General features: G+C 60.4%; 17 protein-coding genes. 13 read left to right on the top strand and 4 right to left on the bottom strand.

Annotation, left to right across the window (positions count from 1 at the left end; genetic code table 11):
• Positions 1 to 171 precede the first annotated feature (171 nt).
• The gene (gene yqeB / locus G5149_RS09760) at positions 172 to 1,764 is read right to left on the bottom strand and encodes a selenium-dependent molybdenum cofactor biosynthesis protein YqeB (protein ID WP_421212362.1); all 1,593 of its coding nucleotides are present in this window, start codon (positions 1,762 to 1,764) and stop codon (positions 172 to 174) included.
• Between the two features lie 27 nt (positions 1,765 to 1,791).
• Positions 1,792 to 2,640, bottom strand: coding sequence for a selenium cofactor biosynthesis protein YqeC (gene yqeC, locus G5149_RS09755; RefSeq protein ID WP_421212361.1), 849 nt, complete (start codon positions 2,638 to 2,640; stop codon positions 1,792 to 1,794).
• Position 2,641: 1 nt separating this feature from the next.
• On the opposite strand from yqeC, the gene mocA reads away from it, so the two are divergent.
• From mocA to xdhC, 11 genes are all read left to right on the top strand, one after another.
• Complete coding sequence (mocA, locus tag G5149_RS09750) at positions 2,642 to 3,289, top strand: molybdenum cofactor cytidylyltransferase (protein ID WP_421212360.1); 648 nt, start codon at positions 2,642 to 2,644, stop codon at positions 3,287 to 3,289.
• A 331-nt stretch (positions 3,290 to 3,620) separates the two neighbouring features.
• Positions 3,621 to 6,731: a putative selenate reductase subunit YgfK gene (ygfK, locus tag G5149_RS09745; protein WP_421212359.1), complete on the top strand. Its 3,111-nt coding sequence runs from the start codon at positions 3,621 to 3,623 to the stop codon at positions 6,729 to 6,731.
• 30 nt (positions 6,732 to 6,761) lie between these two features.
• The gene (gene ssnA / locus G5149_RS09740; protein ID WP_421212358.1) at positions 6,762 to 8,090 is read left to right on the top strand and encodes a putative aminohydrolase SsnA; all 1,329 of its coding nucleotides are present in this window, start codon (positions 6,762 to 6,764) and stop codon (positions 8,088 to 8,090) included.
• A gap of 80 nt (positions 8,091 to 8,170) precedes the next feature.
• Positions 8,171 to 8,947: a molybdopterin-dependent oxidoreductase FAD-binding subunit gene (gene ygfM, locus G5149_RS09735; protein WP_421212357.1), complete on the top strand. Its 777-nt coding sequence runs from the start codon at positions 8,171 to 8,173 to the stop codon at positions 8,945 to 8,947.
• The gene (locus tag G5149_RS09730) at positions 8,944 to 11,841 is read left to right on the top strand and encodes a molybdopterin-dependent oxidoreductase Mo/Fe-S-binding subunit (protein ID WP_205759534.1); all 2,898 of its coding nucleotides are present in this window, start codon (positions 8,944 to 8,946) and stop codon (positions 11,839 to 11,841) included. The genes ygfM and G5149_RS09730 overlap by 4 nt, the downstream gene beginning before the upstream one ends.
• 95 nt (positions 11,842 to 11,936) lie before the next feature.
• Positions 11,937 to 13,460, top strand: a complete 1,524-nt coding sequence (locus G5149_RS09725; RefSeq protein WP_421212356.1) for a nucleobase:cation symporter-2 family protein — start codon at positions 11,937 to 11,939, stop codon at positions 13,458 to 13,460.
• A 52-nt stretch (positions 13,461 to 13,512) separates the two neighbouring features.
• Entirely contained in the window at positions 13,513 to 14,829 is a 1,317-nt protein-coding gene (gene guaD, locus G5149_RS09720) for a guanine deaminase (RefSeq protein ID WP_421212355.1), read from the top strand.
• 395 nt (positions 14,830 to 15,224) lie between these two features.
• Positions 15,225 to 16,526: an NCS2 family permease gene (locus G5149_RS09715; RefSeq protein ID WP_421212384.1), complete on the top strand. Its 1,302-nt coding sequence runs from the start codon at positions 15,225 to 15,227 to the stop codon at positions 16,524 to 16,526.
• A 377-nt stretch (positions 16,527 to 16,903) separates the two neighbouring features.
• The gene (gene xdhA, locus G5149_RS09710) at positions 16,904 to 19,222 is read left to right on the top strand and encodes a xanthine dehydrogenase molybdenum-binding subunit XdhA (RefSeq protein ID WP_421212354.1); all 2,319 of its coding nucleotides are present in this window, start codon (positions 16,904 to 16,906) and stop codon (positions 19,220 to 19,222) included.
• Positions 19,215 to 20,093, top strand: coding sequence for a xanthine dehydrogenase FAD-binding subunit XdhB (gene xdhB, locus G5149_RS09705; RefSeq protein ID WP_265062819.1), 879 nt, complete (start codon positions 19,215 to 19,217; stop codon positions 20,091 to 20,093). Before xdhA ends, xdhB begins: the two co-directional genes overlap by 8 nt.
• On the top strand, positions 20,090 to 20,575 hold the full coding sequence (gene xdhC / locus G5149_RS09700) for a xanthine dehydrogenase iron sulfur-binding subunit XdhC (protein ID WP_021230037.1): 486 nt from the start codon (positions 20,090 to 20,092) through the stop codon (positions 20,573 to 20,575). Before xdhB ends, xdhC begins: the two co-directional genes overlap by 4 nt.
• 115 nt (positions 20,576 to 20,690) lie before the next feature.
• Here xdhC and G5149_RS09695 read toward each other — a convergent pair whose 3' ends face one another.
• Entirely contained in the window at positions 20,691 to 21,230 is a 540-nt protein-coding gene (locus G5149_RS09695; RefSeq protein WP_031227576.1) for a glycine zipper 2TM domain-containing protein, read from the bottom strand.
• Positions 21,231 to 21,731: 501 nt separating this feature from the next.
• Between G5149_RS09695 and G5149_RS09690 the strand changes: the two genes are divergently transcribed.
• Positions 21,732 to 21,920, top strand: coding sequence for a hypothetical protein (locus tag G5149_RS09690; protein ID WP_005345660.1), 189 nt, complete (start codon positions 21,732 to 21,734; stop codon positions 21,918 to 21,920).
• 62 nt (positions 21,921 to 21,982) lie between these two features.
• On the opposite strand, the gene G5149_RS09685 is transcribed toward G5149_RS09690, so the two are convergent.
• On the bottom strand, positions 21,983 to 23,509 hold the full coding sequence (locus tag G5149_RS09685) for a YfcC family protein (RefSeq protein ID WP_421212353.1): 1,527 nt from the start codon (positions 23,507 to 23,509) through the stop codon (positions 21,983 to 21,985).
• 665 nt (positions 23,510 to 24,174) lie between these two features.
• Here G5149_RS09685 and G5149_RS09680 point away from each other — a divergent pair.
• Positions 24,175 to 25,797: an acyl-CoA synthetase gene (locus tag G5149_RS09680; RefSeq protein WP_421212352.1), complete on the top strand. Its 1,623-nt coding sequence runs from the start codon at positions 24,175 to 24,177 to the stop codon at positions 25,795 to 25,797.
• Positions 25,798 to 25,825: the final 28 nt, after the last annotated feature.

Here is a 25,825-nt window from a genome sequence, read left to right as displayed (position 1 = left end):
GAGCTGCATCAACCGACAGGCCGAAAAAAGCCCCACCATCATGGCGGGGCTTTTGGCTTGGTGAGGGGACGCGAAGAGCCGTTATCGGCGCTGGGCCAGATGCATCATTGCTTCCAGCACGGCGCCGCTAATTGATAACGCAGGCCCTGCCGACAGGTTGTGAGTCGGCCTTCATCTGCGCTGGGCCAGATGCATCATGGCTTCCAATACGGCGCCGCCGATGGCGCGTGCCTTGTCCGATACCGTAGTGGCGTCGGCGCGCTCGCCTCTGGGGTCTATATCGCCAATCTTGAAGCCGACCGGCACTTCGATGCCATCGCTGAGCAGCCCCCGTACCATGCCAGAGAGCGGCGCGATAATGGGAGCGTCCCCCACATGGGCGATCACATCCCCCTCCTGCACCAGATCACCGAGCTTGATAATGCTCTTCATCACTCCGGCGACGGGGGCGCGCACCACCCGGCGTGCGGAGTGCCCCTCGATCACCCCGGGAATGCCGGTATTGGGCTGGGTGGGGCCCTGATAGATGACCCGGCCCAGATGATGGCCGCGGTTGGTCTCAATGACCGCATCACAGTCGCGCCCCGCCTCAAATCCCGGGCCAAGGGCCACCGTAATGGGGGCCATCTCCTTGTGGGTGCCGAGATTCTGCTTGGCGAGGATGGCATCCACCAGATAGCGGGGCTTGAGTTCGGCGAGGGTGGCACAGTCGGGGTCGACCAGCAGCGGAATGACGCCCCGATCCAGTTGCTCGAACGCCTGCTCAACGCTCTCGACCCGCTTGGCGCGCACACCCTCGACACTGGTTTCGCCATCGAACATCCCTTGCGCGAAGGCGACGGTGCGGCGGATCACCGTGGGCTTGTCGAGATCCAGCATCACCACCTTGAAACCGGCATTGTGCAGGCGCAGCGCCACCCCGGTGGCGATATCGCCGGAGCCGCGCATCACCACCAGTTGATCCCGCTTGAGGCGCACGTCATCCTGCATTAGCCCACCAGATTTACCGTTTTTCACTTGAAGCAGCTCGGCGAGGATGCTGATGGCGATCTCCTCGGGGGTTTCGGCGCCGATGTTGTAACCGATGGGGGCGTGCAGCTGCTGCAGTTGGGTCTGGCTCACCCCTTGCTGGCGCAGCGCCTGGGTGAAGGTCTGCACCTTGCGCTTGCTGGCGAGCAGCCCCAGATAAGCGAGGGGACGGCTGATCAGCCGATCCAGCGCCTCCTTATCCTGATGATTGGTGGCGATGATGACGAAGTTGGCGGGCTCGATGGCCAGTGCGTCGATCACCGCGCTGATGGTATCGGCCTGTTTGAGGTGAGTGCCGACGGGGAAGTGATCGGGATTGAGGCTCCCTTCAAAACAGTCGCCCACATGGATATCAAAACCCAGTGGCGCCGCAGCATGGGCCAGCGCCCGGTTGACGTGGCCGGCACCGATCAGTACCAGCCGTGGTCGCAGACCATAGACATCGATATAGACCGACATGGCGCCGCCACAATCCGACCCGACCGCATGTTCGCCGTTGCGCGCCATCCGGCCGTGGAAGATACGCGGCTTGCGCTCGGCAATGGCGGCCATCGCTTCCTCGATCACCAGCCGCTCGATCATGCCGCCGCCGATGGTGCCGAGGATCTGGCCATCGGCCATTACCAGCATCTGGGCCTGATGGCGGGGGGTGGAGCCACGGCTCTCGATGATCTGGGCCATGGCAAAGGGAATGTTCTCCTGTTCCAGTCGGGCTGCGTGTGCAAACAGATTCATAAGGTACCTCTTCTTATCCTTAAACCATCATGGGCGAGGCGGCTGAGCCTCATCCTGAGCGAAGTAACCGAGTGCGTGGCGAATGGGCTGTGGCTCGCGAACCGCCCCCTGCCAGATGGCATGGAGCTCGGGGTGGCGGCTATGCAGCTTTATCAATTCAGCCAGCCACGACGCCTCATTTTGATAATCCCCATTGATAAACCAGATCCGGCGCGCCCTGGCCGGGGTGCCCTTGAACAGCCCCTCGGGGTGGGAGAGCAGCTGGTGAAACAGGGCCCAGTCGAGGGGGTCACCGGCTTCTATCCCGCACAGGGCCTGAAGCTCTGCCCAGCGGTGGATCTGCTGCGGGTCGGCCTTGGCACCCACCATGGCGCCGCCTGTCAGGGCTATCACCCAATCACTGCTCTGGGGAATGCAAGGTTCGTGCAAAGCGGGCACTTTCAATAACTTGTGATGAGCGCCATCCGCCTCGACCAGGATAAGATCGAAGCGCTGCTGTCCTTTGAGCAGGTCGATTTGGCGCAGATCCGGCCCTGCAACCTTGCCGGTGCGCTCATCGAGATGGCTGAACAGGGCAACCAGAGTCGGGCCATCCGGCAGCGCCTGACAGCGGGTAAGTTGACGAACGGGATCCGTCTCGATAATCAATTCCCGATAGTGTGACGGGGCTGGCAGAAACATCCGGGTGGTGGTGGTAATTAGCACCCTTTTACCCTGTTGATAAAAATATTCCGCCAGCCAGAACAGGGTGCTGGTTTTTCCACCGGCCCCGCAGAGGCTAATTAAGATAGTATGGCTATCAATATTTTTGGTGAGCGAGTTTAATAGCGGATCTATATCTGGAAATTCGACAGCAACAACGTGTGGGTGCGACATAATGACGACCAAAATAAATATCGAAGGGAGTGGGAAACAACGTTGCCAGGAACAAGTGCAGTGTGACTGTATAATAACGGCGGCGGGTTTGTCTTCCCGAATGGGTACCTGGAAAATGATGCTACCTTATTGCCAGGGGACAATGCTTGATGCAAGTCTCAAAAATGCCCAGGCCTTTTGTCAGCGGGTTATTCTGGTGGTGGGCCATCGTGGCGAGGAGCTTCAAGCGCGCTACGGATCACGGCCGGATATTGTTGTCGCCCACAACCCCGACTATCGGCAGGGGCTGGGCAGCTCCATCCGCTGCGCCCTGGCGGCCAGTGACGCTGACTACCTCTTTATCAGCCACGGGGATCTCCCCTGTATCCCGCGCGAGGTCTATCAACAGCTCTGGCAGGCACGGGGCTGTGAGACACTCTTTCCCACCTGGCTGGGGGAGGCGGGCCATCCGGTGTTGCTGCCAAAATCCCTTGCCCGCGAGTTGGCAGCGGCCCCGGTGCAGTCGTCGGTACGGCGCTGGTTGCAAGGGCATCCGCACCGTATGGTGCCAGTTGACTGCCCCGCCATCCTGTTTGATGTGGATACCCCGGAGCGCTATCAGGCGCTGCTGGGTGGCATTCTTGAAAATGAGAGCGAGCCCACGAAATAACCCAGTTTAAAAAGATAACGGGGAGATAAATGGCGTATCAAAGTGATATTTCTCGCACTTGATCTGATAGGGTGAGTTCTTTTTAATCAGCTCATTAAGTAAATTTCAGAGTGATTGATAACTACTCGCAATACCCATAATGGTGACATCATAAATTCTCATCATTAATTGGAGCTGTCTCACGCTTTTACCCTAAAAAATAGTTTTGTAGCTCGTTTTGTAACTGTAGTGGCCTGATAGTTGCTCTTCTCCTTGCCAAGGGGTAATGCCCGTGCGGGATACCCCATTTATTCATGCTGCCAATGCGCAGAACAGCTGCAAGGAGATAGCCATGGGCGATATTATGCGACCCGTTCCCTTCAAGAACCTTCTGACCCGTATTTTTGCGGAATATAAAGAGAGTCAGAGCATTTTCGGTATTCCCGCCGCACAATTCTATCGCAAGCAGGACGAGCGCAAGATCAAGGTGTTCGGTGAAACCTGCGAGACCCCCATTGGCCCGGCAGCCGGCCCCCATACCCAGTTGGCCCAGAATATCGTCACCTCCTGGCTGACTGGCGGGCGCTTTATCGAGCTCAAGACGGTGCAGATCCTGGACCGTCTCGAACTGGAAAAGCCCTGCATCGACGCCGAAGACGAGTGCTTCAACACCGAGTGGTCCACCGAGTTCACCCTGCCCAAGGCGTTTGACGAGTATCTGAAAGCCTGGTTTGCCCTCTACCTGCTGGAAGAGGTGTTCGATCCCCGCCTCGACGGAGAGGCCAAGTCCTTCATCTTCAACATGAGCGTGGGTTACAACCTCGATGGCATCAAACAGCCACCGATGCAGCAGTTCATCCACAGCCTGATGGATGCAAGCCAAAGTCCGAAATTTGCCGAGTACCAGCAGGTGGTACGTGACATCGTGGCCGACGAGCAGTTTATCGCCGAGCTGGGACTGGGGGCGCGCCGCGCTCGCCTGCAACAGCTGGTGGATCGTATCCCGGCCAATCTGGTGCACGGCGTTACCCTCTCTACCATGCACGGCTGCCCGCCCAACGAGATTGAGGCCATCTGCCGCTACATGCTGGAAGAGAAGGGGCTCAACACCTTCGTCAAACTGAACCCGACCCTGCTGGGTTACCCGCGGGTGCGCGAGATCCTCGATACCTGCGGCTTTGATTACATTGGGCTGAGTGAAGAGTCGTTCGATCACGACCTCAAGCTGGATCAGGCCAAGGCGATGCTGACCCGTCTGATGGCGCTGGGAGCCGAGAAGGGGCTCACCTTCGGGGTCAAGCTCACCAATACCCTTGGCACCATCAACCGCAAAGGGGCACTGCCCGGCGATGAGATGTACATGTCTGGCCGGGCGCTGTTCCCGCTCTCCATCAACGTGGCGGCTGTGCTGTCTCGCGCCTTCGATGGCAAGCTGCCCATCTCCTACTCGGGTGGCGCCAGCAAGTTCAATATCGCGGAGATCTTCGAGACCGGTATTCGTCCCATCACCATGGCTACCGACCTGCTCAAACCGGGTGGCTACCTGCGCCAGATCGAGTGCCTCAAAGAGATCGACGCCTCTGACAGCTGGGGCATGAGTCAGGTGGATGTGGCCAAGCTGGAGGCGCTTGCCGCCAAGGCCCTCACCATGGATTACACCCAGAAGGAGTGGAAGTCCGACGATCGCATCGAAGTGGGGGGCGGTCTGCCGCTGACCGACTGCTATGTGGCACCCTGCGTCACCGCCTGCGCCGTGCATCAGGATATCCCCGAGTACATTCGCCTGATGGGCGAGGGGGAGTATGTGGCAGCCCTTGAGCTGATTTATCAGCGCAACGCCTTGCCTGCCATCACCGGCCATATCTGCGATCACCAGTGCCAGTACAACTGCACCCGTCTCGACTACGACAGCGCGCTAAATATCCGCGAGCTGAAAAAAGTGGCACTGGAGCGCGGCTGGGAAGGGTACAAGGCCCGCTGGCACAAACCGGCAGGCAGTGGTGACAAGCATCCGGTTGCGGTTATTGGTGCTGGCCCGGCCGGTCTCTCCGCCGGTTATTTCCTGGCCCGCGCAGGCCACCCGGTCACCGTGTTCGAGCGCGAAGCGGATGCCGGTGGCGTGGTCAAACACATTATCCCCGAGTTCCGCATTCCGGCCGAGCTTATCCAGCACGATATCGACTTTGTCGCCGCCCACGGGGTCAAATTCGAGTTTGGCTGCGATCCGGCGCTCACCGTCGACAAGCTGCACGCCCAGGGCTTTACCTATGTCTTCGTCGGCATCGGCGCCGACAAGAATGGCGGCATGCGTCTCGAAGGGGGTCATGATCGGGTCTACAAATCCTTCAACTTCCTGCGCAGCTTCAATCAGGGCAAACCGCTGCCACTCGGCCGCCATGTGGCGGTGATCGGCGCCGGTAACACCGCCATGGACTGCGCCCGCGCCGCCCTCAAGGTGCCGGGTGTCAGCGATGTGACCGTGATCTACCGACGCAGCGAAAAAGAGATGCCCGCCTATCGCGAGGAGTATCTGGAAGCGGTGGAGGATGGGGTACGTTTCTGCTTCCTCACCAATCCGGAGCGTTTTGACAAAGATGGCAAGCTTACCGTGCGGATGATGGCACTGGGGGAACCTGACGAGCAGGGCCGCCGCCGTCCGGTGCCCACCGAGCAGACCGAAGTGATGCAGATGGATGCCCTGATCACCGCCATCGGCGAGCAGCCTGACTGCGAGGTGCTCAAAGCCATGGGCATTCCTCTTGGCAGCGATGGCTGGCCCCAGGTGGACAGCCAGACCGGCGAAACCAGCCGTCGCAACGTCTTCCTGATCGGTGACGTGCAGAGCGGCCCATCCTCCATCGTCGGAGCCATCGGTGGTGCCCGCCGCGCCGCGGATCTGGTGCTCTCTCGCGAGCATATCGCTGGCAGTCAGGCCGAGGTCTCAATCCAGCCGTCGGGCAAGGACGAGATCTACCGTCGCAAGGGGAGCATCGCCGTCACCATGGTAGACAAGAGCGAGCGCGATGCCTTCGTGGCGCAAGAGGCGCACCGTTGCCTCGAGTGCAACTACCTCTGCAGCAAGTGCGTGGATGTCTGCCCCAACCGGGCCAACGTCGCCATCGCGGTGCCGGGCTTCAAAGACCAGTTCCAGACCCTGCACCTGGATGCCTACTGCAACGAATGTGGCAACTGCGCCCAGTTCTGCCCGTGGCAGGGCAAGCCCTATCAGGACAAGGTCACCATCTTCAGCCTGCCCGAGGATTTCGACAACAGCCGCAACCCCGGTTTCTATCTGGCGGATAGTGGCGAACTGCGGGTGCGTCAGGATGGCGAGACCTATCGTCTGACCATAGACGCCCAGAGCCGGATCAAGGATGCGCCAGCGGCCCTTGGCGACATGTGCCGGATCATCAGCCATGTCCATGCTCATCACCACTACCTGCTGGGGGCCGTCGAGGCCTGAGCGAACCACGAATAAGCGAAGGAGCAAACCATGTTTATTCTGAAGAACGTCACCGCTGTCCAGCTGGAGCCGACCCGGGTGCTGGAAGGGGTGGATATCGCCATCGAAGGATCGCTTATCAAAGCGGTGGGGCCCAATCTGCGGGCCCTCTACCCGGAGGCCAACTATCGGGAGATGGGCGGCAAGCTGGTGATGCCGGGCATCGTCTGTGCCCACAACCACTTCTACTCAGGCCTGTCGCGGGGGATCATGGCCAATATCGCCCCTTGCCCGGATTTTATTTCCACCCTGAAAAATCTCTGGTGGCGGCTCGATCGGGCGCTCGATGAAGAGTCCCTCTACTACAGCGGTCTCATCTGCTCGCTGGAAGCGATCAAGAGCGGCTGCAGTGCGGTGATCGACCACCACGCTTCGCCCAACTTCATCAAGGGCTCCCTGAATGTGCTGTGCAAAGGGTTTATGGAGGCGGGTCTGCGTGGCATGACCTGCTTCGAGACTACGGATCGCAACGGCGGCCTCGCCGAACTGCAGGCCGGGGTGGAGGAGAACATCCTGTTCGCGCAGGCCATTGATGCCGCCAAGGCCAAGGGGAGCGAACCCTATCTGGTGGAGGCTCATATCGGCGCCCACGCCCCCTTCACCGTACCCGACGAGGGGCTGGCCATGCTGCGCGAAGCGGTACAGGTCACCGGTCGCGGGCTGCATATCCATGTGGCGGAGGACCGCTACGACATGGCCCACGGCCACCACCACTATGGTAAGGAACCCATCGCCCGGCTGGACGAGTTTGGCCTTGTCGACAGCAAGACCCTGATCGCCCACGGCATCTACCTGAGCCCGGCTGACATCGAGCTGCTCAACAGCCGCGATGCCTTCCTGGTGCACAACGCCCGCTCCAACATGAACAACCATGTGGGCTACAACATGCACCTGCCGGAGTATCGCAATCTGGCACTTGGCACCGATGGTATCGGCTCCGACATGCTCGAAGAGCTCAAGTTTGCCTACTTCAAACACAAGGATGCCGGTGGCGCGCTGTGGCCCGACAGCTTTGCCCGCTTCCTCTGGAATGGCAACACCCTGCTGGAACGCAACTTCGGCGCCAAATTTGGCCGCCTGGAGCCGGGATACAAGGCCGACCTCACCATTTGCGACTACGACGCACCGACTCCGCTGGCGCCGCGCAACCTCGGTGGCCATCTCGCCTTTGGTATGGGATCGAACAGCGTCAACAGCGTGATGGTGGAGGGGCGCATGGTCTATCAGGACCGCGAGTTCCCGTTCGATGTCGCGCCCATTTATGAGCAGGCCAGCAAGGTGGCGAGCCGCCTGTGGCAACGGATGGATCAGCTGGCCTAGAGCCATCTTCCACAGTTTTGGACCGGATTGCCCGCCCTGTGGATCACCCCGGCGGCGGGCAGCAAGAGTAAGGACGACACATGATTGAGCAATTCTTCCGACCCGAGCAACTGGGTCAGGCTTTGGAACTCAAGGCCAGCTTCGGCAACGACGCCGTCTACATGGGGGGCGGCAGCAAGCTTAACGCCGCCCCGACCCGCACCGACAAGAAGGTCGCTATCTCACTGGACAAGCTGGGGCTTGACCAGATCGAGCAACAGCACGGCCAGCTCCATATCGGCGCCACCGTCACCCTGCAGACCCTGAAAGATGATCCCCGCACCCCGGCCGCCCTGTGCGACGCGCTGGGGTTTGTCTACTCCCGCCATCTGCGCAATCAGGCCACTCTCGGTGGCGAACTTGCCTGCCAACAGCAGGACTCCCCCTTGCTGCCGGTGTTGCTGGTGCTCGAAGCCGTGGTGGTGCTGGAGAACAACCTGCTGCAACCCATCGATGCCTATCTGGCGGGCCAGCGCAAGGAGCTGGTGCTGGGGGTGGTGCTGCCGGAGCCTGAACTGCGCTGCGCCACTCGCCGCATCAGCCGCAACGCCGACGGTCTGGCGGTAATGACCGCCGCTGTGGCCCTCGATGCCCTTGGCGAGATGCGGGTCGCCGTTGCTGGCGTTACGCCGCAGCCGATGCGCCTGCGGGATCTGGAGCGCCGCGATCTGCACGATGCCGCGCTGGAGGCGGCCGTGAGCGAGCTGGTTGCACCGCGCGAGGATCTCGGCGGCAGCGTGACCTACAAGCGCTATATCAGCGGGGTAGTGGTGGCGGATCTGCTGGTCGAGTGTCAGCAGCAGGAGGTACAGGCATGATGGAACTCAACTTCACACTGAACGGTGCCCTGCGCACCGTCATCACTCCGGCTGGCGAGAATGCCCAGCGGGTGCTGTTCAACCAGTGCCGGATGCACTCGGTGCGCAACAGCGACGACGGCTTTGGCTTTGCCGGCTCCGACGCCATTCTCTTCAACGGCAAGGTGATCAACGCCTCCCTGCTGATCGCCGCCCAACTGGATGGGTCAGAGGTGCGCACCGCCGAGTCGCTGGGCAGCTGGAACCAGCTCAGCCTGGTACAGCAGGCGATGGTAGATGTGGGCGTGGTGCAGTCCGGCTACAACGATCCGGCCGCCGCGCTCATCGTCACCGACCTACTTGATCGCCATCCCGAGCCCACCCGTGATCAAATCGACGATGCCCTCTCGGGCCTGTTTCACCGTGATGGCGGTTACCAGCAGTTCTATCAGGCCATCGAGCTCGCTTGCTCACGGATGAAGGATCCCGATTACCTGTGCCAGATCGCCCCCGAGTTTCGCGACGATCTGCGCCACATCGGCAAGAGCTGCCCCAAGGTTGACGCCGCCAAGATGGTGCAGGCCAAGCCCTGCTACGTGGAGGATCGGGTCACCGAGGATGCGTTGGTCATCAAGATGCTGCGCAGCCCTCATCCCCATGCGGTGATCACCAAACTCGACGTGAGCCGCGCCGAAGCCATGCCGGGGGTGGTGCATGTCATCACTCACCTCAACTGCCCGGATATCTACTACACACCGGGTGGCCAGAGCGCACCCGAGCCGTCACCGCTCGATCGCCGTATGTTCAGCCGCAAGCTGCGCCACGTAGGTGACAGGGTCGCCGCTGTGGTGGCCGAGAGCGAAGCCATCGCATTGGCGGCGCTGAAACTCATCGAGGTCGAGTATCAGGTGCTGCCGGCGGTCATGACTATCGATGAGGCGATGGCCCCCAATGCGCCCCTGGTCCACGACGAACCCATCGTCTACATGGCCGGTGCGCCGGCGGATCTCGAGCAGCAGAACGCCTGCTCGGTACGCCGTGGCGACGAGCACATGATCATCAACTTCCCCATCGGCTCCCGCCCGCACGAGAACCTGGCCGCCAGCGTCCATGGCCAGATCGGCGATGTGGCCAAAGGCTTTGCCGAGGCGGACGAGATTGTCGAGCGCACCTACGAATCGACCCAGGCCCAGCAGTGCCCGACCGAGCCGCACATCTGCTTCACCTACATGGATGGGGCGCGTCTGGTCATTCACGCCTCTACTCAGGTGCCGTGGCACGTACGCCGTCAGGTGGCGCGGATCGTCGGCCTCAAGCAACATCAGGTGCACGTGATCAAGGAGCGGGTAGGGGGCGGCTTTGGCTCCAAGCAGGATATCCTGCTGGAAGAAGTGTGCGCCTGGGCGACCAAGGTCACCGGCCGTCCGGTCACCTTCCGCTACACCCGTGAAGAGGAGTTCATCAGCAACACCTCCCGCCACGTGGCCAAGGTGAAGGTGAAAGTGGGGGCCAAGAAAGATGGCACCATCACCGCCATCGACATGGATTTTCGCGCCAATACCGGCCCTTACGGCAACCACTCTCTGACGGTGCCGAGCAACGGCCCGGCGCTCTCCCTGCCGCTCTATCCTTGCGACAACGTGCGCTTTACCGTCAACACCTACTACAGCAACATCTGCCCGACCGGCGCCTATCAGGGTTATGGCGCGCCCAAGGGCAACTTCGCCCTGACCATGGCCATTGCCGAGCTGGCCGAGAAACTGGGCATCGATCAGCTCGACATGGTGGAGCACAACCGGGTGCATGAAGGGGACATCCTCAAGGTGCTGGGGGCCATCGGCGAGGGCAAGATGCCCACTTCTGTGCCCCACGCCGCCAGCTGCGCCCTCGAGCCCATCCTCAAACAGGGTCGCGAACTGATTGCCTGGGATAGCCCCAAACCCGCCGACGGGGATTGGCGCATCGGCCGTGGCGTCGCCATCATCATGCAAAAATCGGGGATCCCGGACATCGATCAGGCCAACTGCATGGTCAAACTGGAATCGGACGGCACCTTTATCGTCCACTCCGGTGGCGCCGATATCGGCACCGGCCTCGATACCGTGGTGGCCAAGCTGACTGCCGAAGTGCTGCACTGCCCGCTCGGGGATGTGCATGTGATCTCCGGCGACACCGACCACGCCCTGTTCGACAAGGGGGCCTACGCCTCGTCCGGTACCTGCTTCTCCGGCAACGCGGCCAAGATGGCGGCCGAGAACCTCAAGGCGAAGATCCTGTTCCATGGTGCCGCCATGCTGGGCGAGCCGGTAACAGATGTTGAGCTGGCGTTCCCAGGTGTGGTGCGCGGCAAGCTGGGGGAGGTGAGCCTCGCCAAGCTGGCCCACAAGGCCGAGACCGGTACCGGCTTCGGTATTCTGGTGGGCACTGCCAGCTACATCACCTCGGAGCTCGCCTTCCCGTATGGGGCCAACTTCGCCGAGGTGGCGGTCAACGTCAGAACTGGCGAGATCCGGCTCGACAAGTTCTACGCCCTGCTCGACTGTGGTACCCCCATCAACCCGGAACTGGCGCTCGGCCAGATCTACGGGGCGACCATGCGGGCCATCGGCCACACCATGAGCGAGGAGATCTGCTACGACAGCAAGGGCATCCCGCTCACCCGGGATCTGAAGAGCTATGGCGCGCCCAAGATTGGCGACATTCCGCGCGACTTCCGGGCCTTCCTGGTACCGAGTGACGACAAGGTTGGCCCCTACGGCGCCAAGTCCATCTCGGAGATCGGGGTCAACGGCGCGGCGCCCGCCATCGCTACCGCCATTCACGACGCCTGCGGTGTCTGGCTGCGCAAGTGGCACTTCACGCCGGAGCAGATCCTGCGCGAACTGGGCAAGCTGGAGCAAAAAGTGTCGGCATAACAAAAGAAAAGGTGAGGGGCGGGCGCCAGCTCGCCCCCAGCGCCTGACGGCGGAATGAGTACTCCGCCTACATTCTGTGTGATGGGACAAACACGATGTCTAAAACAACACGCAAGCACTCGGATCTTATTTACGAGCTGGAAGACAAACCCCCGTTTTATCAAACCCTGATGGGCGCAGTGACCCATCTGCTGGCTATTTTTGTCCCCATGGTGACCCCGGCGCTGATCGTCGGTGGCGCCCTGGGCCTCTCTACCGAGATCACCGCCTATCTGGTTTCCATGGCGATGATCGCCTCCGGTATCGGCACCTGGCTGCAGGTGAACCGTTATGGCCCCATCGGTTCGGGGCTGCTCTCCATCCAGTCGGTCAACTTCTCCTTCGTCACCGTGATGATCGCCCTCGGCGGCGCCATGAAAAAAGATGGCATCCATGAGGAGCTGATCGTCTCGACTCTGCTCGGGGTCTCCTTTGTCGGTGCCTTTCTGGTGATGGGCTCCTCCTTTGTGCTGCCCTACCTCAAGCGGGTGATCACCCCGACCGTGAGCGGGGTAGTGGTGCTGATGATTGGTCTGAGCCTTATCAAGGTGGGGATCATCGACTTTGGCGGCGGCTTCTCCGCCATGAGCAGCGGCACCTTTGGTAAATACGAGCACATCGGACTGGGGCTTCTGGTGCTCTGCGTCATCGTCGCCTTCAACTGCAGCCGAAGCCCGCTGCTGCGGATGAGCGGTATTGCCATCGGTCTGATGGTGGGTTATGCGGTGGCTCTGATGCTCGGAATGGTGGATTTTTCCGCCCTTGAGAACCTGCCGCTTATTACGGTGCCGATCCCGTTCAAGTACGGTTTCTCCTTCGACTTTCACGCCTTTATGTTGGCGGGCACCATCTATCTGTTGAGCGTGCTGGAGGCTGTGGGGGACATCACCGCCACCGCCATGGTCTCCCACCGGGATATTCAGGGCCCCGAGTTTCAAAAACGGCTCTCCGGCGGAGTGTTGGCTGATGGGTTGGTCTCGGTGATCGCCTCGGCGCTCGGTTCCCTGCCGCTCACCACCTTTGCCCAGAACAACGGGGTGATCCAGATGACCGGGGTGGCCTCGCGTCACGTGGGCAAGTTTATCGCCGTCATTCTGGTGCTGCTGGGGCTCTTCCCGGTGGTGGGGCGCTTTTTTACCACCATACCGTCACCTGTGATGGGGGGCGCCATGGTCATCATGTTCTCGATGATCGCCATCGCCGGTGGTCGCATCATCATCAGCCACGGTTTCGATCGGCGGGAGACCCTGATTGTCGCCACTTCGCTCGGGCTGGGGCTCGGAGTTTCCTATGACCCGAACGTCTTCAAGGTGCTGCCGGCGGGTATCTACATGCTGGTGGAGAACCCCATCTGCGCCGGCGGCATCACCGCCATCATCATGAATCTGGTGTTGCCACAGAGCCGCAAGCGCAAGGCGGCCGTCAGGGATGCCGAGGCGGTGGAGGTGATCCAGCTGAGCGACAAGCCGGATGTGATCTTTACCGTCCGCAGCGCGGGCCAGCCATCGGTCAGCAAGGGTGAGGGTTCACCAGAGCCAGTGCCCGGGCAGGCGGTGGCGCCACAAGTGGAACGGATCTGACGGTTAAACCGGCAAAAAACGTCAACAGAACAAGAAAAACAGGGAAACGGTTATGAAAAACGACAACTCTGTCAAAGCGGTACGCGGCAGCTTCTTCGACATCACCCGGGTGGTGGATCAGCCCGAGGAGATTGAGTCCAACGCCCGTCTTATCGAGGATGGTCTGCTGATCATTCGCAACGGCTGTATCGACTGGTTCGGTGAGTGGGAGGAGGGCCGTGATCGCATTCCGGCCGAGGTGCGGGTGCGGGATTATCGCGGCAAAATGATAGTGCCGGGCTTTGTCGATACCCACATTCACTATCCCCAGAGCGAGATGGTGGGGGCCTATGGCGAGCAACTGCTGGAGTGGCTCAACCGCCACACCTTCCCGGCCGAGCGGCGTTACAACGATCTCGAGTATGCCCGCGAGATGTCCACCTTCTTTATCAAGCAGCTGCTGCGAAACGGCACCACCACGGCACTGGTGTTTGGCACCGTTCACCCCGAGTCGGTGGATGCCCTGTTCGAGGCGGCCAGTCGCATCAATATGCGGATGATCGCCGGCAAGGTGATGATGGATCGCAACGCGCCAGATTATCTGCTCGATACCGCCGAGAGCAGCTATGTGCAGAGCAAGCAGCTTATCGAACGCTGGCACGGTAACGGTCGACTTCTATATGCCATCACACCAAGATTTGCACCCACTTCGACATCCGAGCAGTTGACGATGGCGCGGCGGCTGCGCGAAGAGTTTCCCACCACCTATCTGCACACCCATTTATGCGAGAACAAGGACGAGATCGCCTGGGTCAAATCCCTCTTCCCGGCGCACAAGGGTTATCTCGACGTCTATCACCAGCATGGGCTCACCGGCCACAACTGCGTGTTTGCTCACTGCGTCCATCTGGAAGAGCAGGAGTGGGATTGCCTGAAAGAGACCAACTCCACTATCGCCTTTTGTCCCACCTCCAACCTTTATCTCGGCAGTGGTCTCTTCAAGTTGCACAAGGCGTGGCGCAAGCAGGTGAAAGTGGGGATGGGCACCGACATCGGCGCCGGTACCACCTTCAACATGCTGCAGACCCTCAACGAGGCCTACAAGGTGATGCAGTTGCAGGGCGAGCGGCTCTCGGCCTATCAGGCCTTCTATCTGGCGACTCTGGGCGGTGCCCATTCGCTCGGGCTGGATGAGAAGATCGGCAGCTTTGCGGTGGGTAAGGAGGCGGACTTTGTGGTGCTCGACCCGGTCGCCACCCCGCTGCAGCAGCTGCGTTATGACAACTCCACCACCTTGCGGGACAAGCTCTTTGTGTTGCTGACCCTGGGGGATGACAGGTCCATCTACCGCACCTATGTGGATGGCCAACTGGTACACGAACGGGGGTAGGACTTGTAGTGGGCTGCCGCTGCGCAGCCCAACGAATACGGCGGCTGGCGTGCCCCACAGGGGCGCCAGTCTTGCCGCACCACAGGGGATCTCCCCGCATAGAACGTGAAATGGCCCGGTTTTTTGACCAGCAAGGCAAACGTTTGAGTCAAGGCTGCCAGCCCTGGTCTGTCTGTCGCATCCTCTGCCACCATCGCCTGTTTCTCATCAGACTGGCGCTCGGCAGACCCGCAGATCCTGTCGCCATTTCGTCATGGAACATTCAGGCGCGTGTGAAGGAGTTGGGTATGACCCAAGCAAACAGCAGGACAAACAGCGTGGAACAGCTGGCCAATGATGACGCCAGCCAGAGCGCAGCAAAGCAACAGCCGCTCACGGCTCTTGATCGCTACTTTATGATCAGCGAGCGGGGCAGCAATGTCAGACAGGAGGTGCTGGCGGGCCTCACCACCTTCCTTGCCATGGTCTACTCGGTGATCGTGGTGCCAAGCATGCTCGGCAAGGCGGGCTTTCCTCCCGGCGCCGTGTTTGTCGCCACCTGTCTGGTGGCGGGGTTCGGTTCGCTCTTGATGGGGCTCTGGGCCAAGTTGCCGATGGCCATCGGCTGCGCTATTTCCCTCACGGCGTTTACCGCCTTCAGTCTGGTGCTGGGGCAGCAGATCCCCATTCCTGTGGCGCTGGGGGCCGTCTTCCTGATGGGGGTGCTGTTTACCGCCATCTCGGTGACCGGGGTGCGTAGCTGGATCCTCGACAACCTGCCGATGGGGATTGCCCACGGCACCGGCATCGGGATCGGTCTCTTCCTGCTGCTTATCGCCGCCAACGGGGTGGGGCTGGTGATCAAGAACCCGCTGGAGGGGCTGCCGGTGGCGCTGGGGGCCTTTACCTCTATGCCGGTCATTATGTCCCTGATCGGCCTTGCGGTGATCTTCGGGCTGGAGAAGCTGAGAGTACCGGGGGGGATCCTGCTGGTGATCATCGCCATCTCCATCTTCGGCCTTATTTTCGATCCGGCGGTGAAGTATCAGGGGCTGTTCGCCCTGCCGAGCCTGTCGGATGGACAGGGTCAGTCCCTCATCTTCAGTCTGGATATCATGGGGGCGCTCTCGCCACTGGTGCTGCCCAGCGTGCTGGCGCTGGTGATGACCGCGGTATTTGATGCCACCGGCACCATTCGCGCCGTGGCGGGGCAGGCCAACCTGCTCGATAAGGATGGTCACATTATCAACAGCGGCAAGGCGCTCAGTGCCGACTCGGTCAGCAGCATCTTCTCCGGCCTTGTGGGGGCGGCACCGGCTGCCGTTTATATCGAATCGGCAGCGGGCACGGCGGCGGGGGGAAAAACCGGCCTGACCGCGACCGTGGTCGGTGGTCTTTTCCTGCTGATGCTGTTTCTCTCGCCGCTCTCCTATCTGGTGCCCGCCTATGCCACCGCACCAGCCCTGATGTATGTAGGGCTCTTGATGCTGAGCAATGTCACCAAGCTCGATTTCAACGATTCGGTCGGTGCCATGTCCGGGTTGGTGTGCGCCGTCTTTATCGTGCTCACTTGCAATATCGTCACCGGCATCATGCTTGGCTTCAGCTCGCTGGTGATCGGCCGCATCTGCTCGAAGGAGTGGCACAAGCTCAACGTTGGCTCCGTGATCATCGCCCTGGCGCTGGTGCTCTTTTATGCTGGGGGGTGGGCTATTTAGGGATAACCCGCCCGTTTGGGGCCGCACTGGCGGCCCCATTTTTATGCCTGTTATTTTTAGCCCACCCATGCTGGCTGTCACGTCTCGGCCGTCTCCGCAGTTGGGTGGTCTCATCGCGATACCATTTTGATAAATCCTCCTACCAGATTGATAGGCTCTCGCCCTTGATGTCCCCGCGCTGCCGCTTTTTTCACCGCTGATGTGCCCCGTTTGCTCAGGGGCTGACCTTGGCTTGTCGCTTCGGGCCAACAAAAGCGGGTTAGATGGGATCCCCTTCACACTTCTCCCCATTGTCCTGACGATGGCGGGAAACAGGCGCATATCTTGCTGTTTTTTATGCCGGTTCCAGATTTTTCCCTTCGAAAAAGGACTTGCATATGTCCATAGGATTACCGCTCAAGCGGGTGGATGCCGAGGCCAAGGTGACCGGCAGCGCCCGCTATACCGATGACAACATCATGCTCGGGATGCGCCACGCCAAGTACGTGCGCAGCAATATTGCCCACGGCAAGGTGCTCGCCATCGATGCGACCGAGGCGCTGGCCCTGCACGGGGTCGAAGCCGTGTTTACCCATGAAGATGTCCCCAGCACCTGTTTTCGTACCGCCGGTCATGCCTGGTCCCTCGATGAAGCGAAACGGGATGTGAAAGACCGCCGCCTGCTCACCGACCATGTACGTCACTTCGGCGATGGGGTTGCCATCGTGGTGGCCCGCGATCCGCTGGTGGCGGAAAAAGCGGCCGCGCTGGTCAAGGTGACCTACGAGCCACTGCCGGTGATGACGGATGCCGAAAGCGCGCTGGCCGACGATGCCTATCCCATTCACCCGAGCGGCAATTTGCTGCGTCAAAGTCAGCTTCGTGCCAATGATCCGGAGCAGGCCATTGCGGCGGCCGATCTGCAGTTTCAGGCACACTATCGGACGCCAGTGGTGCAGCACTGCCATCTGGAGACGGTTACCTGCTACGCCTACATGGATCAGCCGGACCACATCATCGTTGTCTCAAGCACCCAGATCCCCCAGATAGTGCGCAGCCGGGTGGCCAAATCTCTCGGCCTGCCCTGGTCGAGCGTGCGGGTGATCAAACCCTATATGGGCGGCGGCTTTGGCAACAAGCAGGATGTGCTGGAAGAGCCGATGGCGGCGTTTTTGAGCTACAAACTTGGCGGTGTGCCGGTCAAGGTGACCTTGAGCCGGGAGGAGTGCTTCTTTGCCTCCCGCACCCGCCACGGCTTTGCTATCGATGGCAAGATTGGCCTCAACCGCGATGGCACCCTCAAGGGCTATCAGCTCGACGTGCTCTCGAACACCGGCGGCTATGCCTCCCACGGCCACTCCATTGCCAGCGCCGGGGGCAACAAGATCAGCTACCTCTATCCGCGCAGCGCCTTCGGTTATGACGCCAAAACCTTCTACAGCAACCTGCCCACCGCCGGTGCCATGCGCGGTTACGGCGCGCCGCAGGTGATCTTTGCCCTCGAATCCATGCTGGATGACGCCTGCGCCGAACTGGGGCTGGATCCGCTCGATGTGCGCATCGCCAACGTGGCGCGCGAGGGGGATGTCAATCAGGTCAACCAGAAGACCATCTACAGCGCTGGGCTGCCGGACTGCCTGCGGCGTGGTCGCGAGATGTTCGAGTGGGATCGGCTCAAGGCCGAATGCCTGGCGCAGGATCCGGCAAGTCGGGTACGACGCGGCCTCGGGGTGGCCTGTTTCAGCTATGGCTCCAACACCTATCCGGTGGGGGTCGAAATTGCGGGTGCCCGCATGCTGCTCAATCAGGATGGCACTGTCAATCTGCAGATCGGCGCTACCGAGATAGGGCAGGGATCGGATACCGTCTTTGCCCAGATGGCGGCCCAGACGTTAGGCATTCCATTTGATCAGATCCGGGTCATTTCGACTCAGGATACCGACATTACCGCCTACGATCCGGGCTCGTTCGCTTCGCGCCAGAGTTATGTGGCGGCGCCCGCCATCCATCAGGCGGCGCTGCAGCTGCGGGCCCGCATTTTGTCGCTGGCGGCCCAACTCTGCCATCAGGATGTGGGATCGCTGACCCTGATCGACGGCTACGTGGTGCTGGCCGGTGCGCCGGACAAGGTGCTGATCAGCGTCGCCGAGGTGTCGGTCAACGCCTACTACCACCTCACTATCGGCGGCCAGATCACCTCCGAGGTCTCCCACAAGACCACCACCAACCCGCCGAGCTTTGGCTGCACCTTTGTCGATCTCAGCGTCGACATCGATCTCTGCAAGGTGACCATCAATCGCATCATCAACCTGCACGATGCGGGCAAGATCCTCAATCCGCAGCTGGCGGAGGGGCAGGTGCATGGCGGCATGGGGATGGGGATCGGCTGGTCCCTGTTCGAGGAGATGATCATCGACGCTAAGAGCGGCTTGGTACGCAACCCCAACCTGCTTGACTACAAGTTCCCCACCATGCTGGATTTGCCCGAGCTTGAATGCGACTTCGTGCAGACCTACGAGCCCCAGTCGGTCTATGGCCACAAATCACTGGGGGAACCGCCCATTATCTCGCCGGGCCCGGCGATCCGTAACGCCATCCGCATGGCGACCGGGGTCGCCATCAACGAGCTGCCCATTACCCCCAAAACCCTGTTCAGGGAGTTTGTCGCGGCGGGTTTGATTGGCGAGGGAGCAGGGGAGGAGCAACACCATGTTTGATATTGCCCGTTACTACAAGGCGCACAACGTGGCTGAGGCGGTCGCCCTGCGTCAGGCCGACCCCGAGGCTCGCCTCTTGGCCGGTGGCACCGATGTGATGATCCAGCTGCATCACCTCAACACCGCCTATCGTCATATCGTCGATATTCACGACTTGCCCGAACTCAAAGGGGTGAGCGAGCTGGCTGACGGTTCTATCCGCATCGGCTCTGGCACCACCTTTACCGAGCTCATCGAGAATGAACTGGTGCAGCGCCGCCTGCCAATGCTGGCCGAGGCGGCCGCTACCATCGCCGGCCCGCAGATCCGCAACGTCGCCACCTATGGCGGCAACATCTGCAACGGCGCCACCAGTGCCGACTCGGCGGCGCCCACTGTCGCGCTGGAAGCGGAGCTGGAAATTGCTGGGCCCAATGGCACGCGTCGCATCCCCATCGCCGGTTTTCACACCGGCCCCGGCAAGGTTGCGCTGCAACCGGCGGAAATTCTGGTGGCATTCCACTTTGCCCCGGACTCGCACCCCCATGTGGGCTCCCACTACTTCAAGTACGCCATGCGCGATGCCATGGATATCGCCACCATCGGCTGCGCCGCCTACTGCCAGATTGAGGATGGTCACTTCAAGCGCCTGCGGCTGGCCTATGGCGTGGCGGCCCCGACCCCGGTGCGTACCCCGCACGCCGAAGCAGCGGCCGAGGGGCAACCCCTGACTCGGGCAACCCTTGCAGCCATTGCCGAGGCGGTGGTGGCCGATGTGGCGCCGCGTTCCTCCTGGCGGGCAGAAAAGGAGTTTCGCCTGCACCTTATCAAAACCCTGGCGCAGCGGGTGGTCGCCTGCGCAGTCGAACGTGCCGGAGGCAAGATCCTATGATGCAACCGCAAAGCTGTCCCGCCGTAGAGATCCAGTGCGAGATCAACGGCAAGCCTTACTCCTATGCAGTGCCGCCCACCATGTCGCTGCTCCATTTCCTGCGCGGGCAGGGGCTGATCAGTGTGAAAGAGGGGTGCAGTGTCGGTGAGTGCGGCGCCTGTACCGTGCGGGTGAATGGCACTGCCATCGACAGCTGCCTCTATCTGGCGGTCTGGGCCGATGGCAAATCCATTCGCACCGTGGAGGGGGAGCGCAAAGGCAATGAGCTCTCCGACGTGCAGCAGGCCTTTATCGACGAGGGGGCGGTACAGTGCGGTTTTTGTACCCCGGGCCTCGTGATGGCGAGCGCCGCCCTGCTCGACAAGACCGAACGTCGTCCGCTGACCGATGCGGAGATCCGCCGCGGGCTGTCGGGCAACCTCTGCCGCTGTACCGGTTATCAGAACGTGGTGCGGGCGGTGAAGAAGTGCTGCAAAGGGTGATAGTTCGGGTGCCGTGAGTGGTGCGTGCCGTTGTTTGAAAAAGGAAACAAGCCGCCCAAAAACACAGGCCCGCTTCGAAAGAGGCGGGCCTGCTGCTGAGTGGGGTCAGGAGACATCACACTTTTGGCTGGTCGATCACCAATTTGCCATCTTTGACCGGAATGGTGGCGCCCGGGGCTTGCTTCATGCGGATCACCCCCTCCTGACCTGCGAGGCGATAGGTCACGTCATAACCTATGGTGTTGACGCTCGTATCCTGCACGGTCTTGCAGCGCTGCTCGGTGGTGGTGTAGGTATCGCCCGCCTGCATATTGCCCTGCACCTGATTACCGGCATAACCACCCGCGACAGCCCCGGCTGCGGTGGCCACCTTCTTGCCGCTGCCGCCGCCAAACTGGTGGCCAACCACGCCACCCAGCGCTGCACCCACCACGGTACCGAGGATCTTGTGCTCATCCTGTACCGGCTTGCGGTGGGTCACGGTGACGTTGCGACACTCCTGTCGGGGAGTCTTGATGCTCTCGGTGATCGGCTTGCTGGCGATCACCTCGGCAAAGGTGGGTTGTGGTGTAAAGAGGGAGCCGCTGGCCGCCGCCGAGAGCGCTAGGGCCGAGGCGATGCCAATACCGATACCTGCCATCATGGATCTGTTCATCTTGTTGTTCTCCTGCATACCCACACGGGCTGTTCCAATCTGGCGCCATCTTGTCACAACCGGTTGGCCGGACAAGGCGAGGGGGATGGGTCTGCGACAGGCGCTGGCAAGGTCAAAAAACAGCCACCCTGGAAAAGTGTCTGACTTTGGCGACAACGGACTAAAAGTGACCAGTTTCCGGCGCATGGTGGACTGTGCCAGTGTAATAAGGAGCAATTCGAGTCGCAATTTGCAAGGCGTGCGGTGAGCAGAATGCCAGAGTGGCAAAGTGCTGACGGGGGCAGGTCAAGGGAGGCCTTGAGCAAGGGCTCTGTTCGTTGAGATGGCCACGCAAGTGGTTGATAAATGGCTCCAGCCCCATCGGATGTTGGCCGATAAGAGATCACGGCAAGCATTTTGCTTTGATTGGGTGAAGCAGAGGGTGAGCGGGTCGGCAGACAACGGCGTAAGACCTGATATGAAGACGTTCACCCGAGAGCACCGGATCAACGAGGGGGAGATATGTCAATGTTACCCAGCTGGATCACCCCGGCCATCCAGGCCAACATCATCACGGTGCAGCAGGCCGAACGTCTGCTCTCATCCCTCTACCGGCCCCTGGCCGAGCAGGGAGAGGAGCTTCCCGCCGATATCGCCGACATCAGCCTCAAGCTCTACTGCTTCCGCCAGCAGGGGCGGGTGCGCCACTAAGACTGACAAAAGAACACCCCGCGCCAGGCTCGGGGTGTTGTCACTCATGTATCACAGGCCCATCAGGCCAACATCACTTGCGCCACTAGCATCAGGGCGCCAAATCCCAGCACAAAGCCCACCATGGGCAGCACGAACTTGACCCACTTGTTGAACTGGATGCCGAGCATCTGCAGAGTGACCAGCACCAGTCCGGTGGGGGCCAAAAACAGCATGGCGTATTGCCCCCAGTTGTAGGCCGACACCACGATATAGCGAGGGATCATAACGGTATCCGCCAGCGGCGCCATGATGGGCATGGAGAGCACCGCAAGCCCCGAGGAGGAGGGCACCACCAGCCCCAGCAGGGTGAACACCAGCATCTGCGCCACCGCGAACACGGCGCCATGCATGCCGGAGACCAGATCGGAGGCGTAGGCCAGAATAGTGTCCGAGATCATCCCCTGATCCAGCACCAGATTGACCCCCCGCGCCAGTCCGATGATGAGCGAAACGGCCACCAGCTCCGATGCGCCCTGGGTGAAGGCTTCGACCGCCTCTTTCTCTCTGAGGCCCGAGATAAAAATGATGATGATGGCGATGGTCAGGAAGGAGGCCGCCATCTGCGGGAACCACCAACCCGCCATGGATACGCCCCACACCATCAGCGGGAAGGCGAGGATAAACAGGGTCAGAATGATCTTGCGGCGCAGGGTGAAGGGCACCCCTTCGTCCATAGAGCCCTCTTTGAGAAAACGGGCGCGAAAACTCTCTCTGTCCTCATAGGTGTAGGAGAAGGCTGGATTGGCCTTGATCTTCTTGCAGTACCAGTAGAGATAACCGATCACCACCAGGGTGCCCACCAGACAGCCAATGGCGCGAAAGATCAGCCCCTCGGTAAAGGGAATGCCGGCGGCATTGGAGGCGATCACCACCGAGAAGGGATTGATGGTGGAGAAGGTGGTTCCCATGGAGGCGGCGAGGAAGATGGCCCCTACGCAGACGATGGAGTCATAGCCGAGCGCCAGAAAGATGGGCACCAGTATGGGGTAGAAGGCGACCGCCTCTTCCTCCAGTCCGCAGGTGGTGCCTCCCAGCGCCATCACGAAGCAGACCAGCGCCACAAACAGGAACTCGTTGCCCCGGGTCTTGTGTGAGAGGGCGACCAGCCCCGCACTGAATGCGCCTGTCTTGTTGATGACGCCGATCAGCCCCCCGAGCACCAGAATAAAGACGATGATATCCGCCCCCTCTATGGTGCCCTTGACCATGCTGACTGCCACGTCACCGAGCCCCTTGGGCGCTTGCTCCAGCCGTGCATAGGTGCCGGGAATGGCGATGGGCTTGCGGATGGTGCCGTTGGTAAATTGCTCTACCGCAATATTGATATTGAGTTTTGCCAGGGCATCCTGGGTTGCGGGAAGTCGGCTTATTTCCCCCTGTGGGCTATTGACCATCAGGCTTTCACTGGCTGGATTATAAGAGAGTTTGGCATAGGCGCCCGCCGGAATTATCCAGGTCAGTGCAATGGCCAGCAACATAATAAGAAACAGAATGGTAAATGCAGTAGGAAATTGTCTGCGTGGTGTGGTATTCGGCACGGCACACATAAAATGCTCCTTGATAAAGCAGGTTTGGGCTCGGCGGAATATCGGGTCGATAGGGTTTCTGCGTCATACATCCAAGGTACGCAAACTCACTGTGGATTGCGTAGTGATTGGCGAGAAATCTGGCCTGATATTGAACATCCGGTAGATTGTTTCACGTTGTAACCGTAACCCGTGCGCGGCTGGATGAACATGGTGCCATGCTCGCTTTATGGGATGGCTCACAGAATTTATTTGTCATGGATCTAATAGCTGATATGAAATAAAAGTCATTATGCAATAACTATTTCAGCTTTCGTTTAACGTGGCTTGTCTTAAATAAATGCCATGAAAATAGTGTGCACCGAGATGAATGGAATGACATATAAAGCAGCTTTGGCGGAATAATATTCCACTATCGTCATTTTTCGTTATTCGCCAAAAACAGCCTGTGAAAAAATAGCACGCTTTCCCGTAATGAAATATTTTTTGCAACGAAAACAGGGAACCCCTGTTGGCAGCAGGCTGCCCCTGTCTAAGACGTTTTGCTAATACCTGCCGCCGCAGGCTCGCTGTTAGGCTGTCATCCCCATAAGAGACCAGTGACGGGCAGGATGCCCATGTCGCTTGCTGATCTCTGAATCATCCCGAAACTGCCCGTTTTGTGCCACTTGTGAGGAAGGAATCCGATGACAGTGCAGAACATCTATGAGCGCGACCTTGCCAAAACTGCCGCCAATTTTGAGGCCCTGACCCCCATCAGCTTTTTGGAGCGGGCGGAGCGGGTCTATCCCGACTATCCGGCGCTGATCCACGGCCCGCTGCGCCAGAGCTGGGGCGAGACCGCCCGCCGTTGCCGTCAGTTGGCCTCGGCTCTGCGGCTTCGCGGTATCGGGGAGGGGGATACCGTCTCCATCGTTGCGCCCAATATCCCGGCGATGTTTGAAGCGCACTTCGGGGTGCCCATGAGCGGCGCCGTGCTCAACACCATCAATACCCGGCTCGATGCTGAGTCGATGGCTTTTATCTTTCAGCATGCCCAGAGCAAGGTGGTGCTGGTGGACAGGGAGTTTGGCGCCGTGGTGCGCAAGGCACTGGATCTGCTGGAGCGCCAACCGCTGGTCATCGCCATCGACGATCCCCTCTACCGGGAGGGGGCGCTTGTCAGTGACCTCGACTATGAGGCCTTTATTGCCACTGGTAACGGCGATGAGCCCGGCTGGCTGCCACAAGATGAGTGGCAGGCGATCTCCCTTAACTACACCTCCGGCACCACCGGCAACCCCAAGGGGGTGGTCTATCACCATCGCGGTGCCCACCTCAACGCCATCAACAATGTGCTCTCCTGGGAGCTGCCCAAACATCCCGTCTATCTCTGGACCTTGCCGATGTTTCACTGCAACGGCTGGTGCTTCCCCTGGACCCTGGCGGCCACCGCCGGGGTGAGCGTCTGCCTGCGTCATGTGCAGGCCGCCGCCATTTATGAGGCGCTGCACGAGCACAAGGTGAGCCATTTCTGCGCGGCGCCCATCGTGCTCAATATGCTCAACAATGCCGACCCGGCGCTCAAGCAGGGGCTGGATCACCCCATCAAGGTGATGACCGCTGGCGCAGCGCCCCCCGCCACCGTGATCGCCGGTATGGAAGCGATGGGGATCGCTGTGACCCACGTCTATGGCCTCACCGAAACGTATGGCCCCTGCGTGTTGTGCGAACCGCAAAGAAGCTGGCAAGGTCAGGATGCCACCACGCTCTCCCGCCTCAAGGCGCGGCAGGGGGTTGCATCGCCTCTGCAGGGGGAGATGCGGGTTATCAATCCGGTCAGTGGCGAGCCGGTAGCCAAAGATGGCAAAACCATGGGGGAGATAGTGCTGCGCGGTAATGTGGTGATGAAGGGGTATCTGAAAAATCCGGCGGCCAGCGCCGAGGCGATGGCGGAGGGGTGGTTTCGCAGTGGCGATCTGGCGGTGTGGCACCCGGATGGTTATGTGGAGATCAAGGACAGATCCAAGGACATCATCATCTCCGGTGGGGAGAATATCTCCAGTCTGGAGGTGGAAGATGTGCTCTATCGCCATCCCGATGTGGACGAAGCGGCGGTGATCGCCATGCCCGATGAGAAGTGGGGGGAGGTGCCCTGCGCCTTCGTCAAACTGAAAGAGGGGCGAGAGACCACCCAGGCGGAGCTGATCGCCTTTTGCCGGGAGCAGATGGCCCACTTCAAGGCGCCTAAGCGGATCATCTTTACCCCGCTGCCGAAGACCTCCACCGGCAAGGTGCAAAAGTTTGTGCTGCGCAAACAGCTGGGTTAGGTGCTAATCGAGCGTGAGTGAAAGCAGC

Source organism: Aeromonas sp. 600479 (genome assembly GCF_049175515.1).
Lineage (GTDB): Bacteria > Pseudomonadota > Gammaproteobacteria > Enterobacterales > Aeromonadaceae > Aeromonas > Aeromonas veronii_A.
This window is presented reverse-complemented; position numbering and strand designations above follow the sequence as displayed.

Coding starts and splice junctions, on each gene's coding strand:
- xdhC (WP_021230037.1), top strand. CDS start 20,090: ATGATGCAACCGCAAAGCTGTCCCGCCGTAGAGATCCAGTGCGAGATC.
- xdhB (WP_265062819.1), top strand. CDS start 19,215: ATGTTTGATATTGCCCGTTACTACAAGGCGCACAACGTGGCTGAGGCG.
- G5149_RS09725 (WP_421212356.1), top strand. CDS start 11,937: ATGTCTAAAACAACACGCAAGCACTCGGATCTTATTTACGAGCTGGAA.
- G5149_RS09730 (WP_205759534.1), top strand. CDS start 8,944: ATGATGGAACTCAACTTCACACTGAACGGTGCCCTGCGCACCGTCATC.
- G5149_RS09680 (WP_421212352.1), top strand. CDS start 24,175: ATGACAGTGCAGAACATCTATGAGCGCGACCTTGCCAAAACTGCCGCC.
- yqeC (WP_421212361.1), bottom strand. CDS start 2,640: ATGTCGCACCCACACGTTGTTGCTGTCGAATTTCCAGATATAGATCCG.
- ygfM (WP_421212357.1), top strand. CDS start 8,171: ATGATTGAGCAATTCTTCCGACCCGAGCAACTGGGTCAGGCTTTGGAA.
- xdhA (WP_421212354.1), top strand. CDS start 16,904: ATGTCCATAGGATTACCGCTCAAGCGGGTGGATGCCGAGGCCAAGGTG.
- G5149_RS09690 (WP_005345660.1), top strand. CDS start 21,732: ATGTCAATGTTACCCAGCTGGATCACCCCGGCCATCCAGGCCAACATC.
- G5149_RS09715 (WP_421212384.1), top strand. CDS start 15,225: ATGATCAGCGAGCGGGGCAGCAATGTCAGACAGGAGGTGCTGGCGGGC.
- G5149_RS09695 (WP_031227576.1), bottom strand. CDS start 21,230: ATGAACAGATCCATGATGGCAGGTATCGGTATTGGCATCGCCTCGGCC.
- guaD (WP_421212355.1), top strand. CDS start 13,513: ATGAAAAACGACAACTCTGTCAAAGCGGTACGCGGCAGCTTCTTCGAC.
- G5149_RS09685 (WP_421212353.1), bottom strand. CDS start 23,509: ATGTGTGCCGTGCCGAATACCACACCACGCAGACAATTTCCTACTGCA.
- mocA (WP_421212360.1), top strand. CDS start 2,642: ATGACGACCAAAATAAATATCGAAGGGAGTGGGAAACAACGTTGCCAG.
- ssnA (WP_421212358.1), top strand. CDS start 6,762: ATGTTTATTCTGAAGAACGTCACCGCTGTCCAGCTGGAGCCGACCCGG.
- yqeB (WP_421212362.1), bottom strand. CDS start 1,764: ATGAATCTGTTTGCACACGCAGCCCGACTGGAACAGGAGAACATTCCC.
- ygfK (WP_421212359.1), top strand. CDS start 3,621: ATGGGCGATATTATGCGACCCGTTCCCTTCAAGAACCTTCTGACCCGT.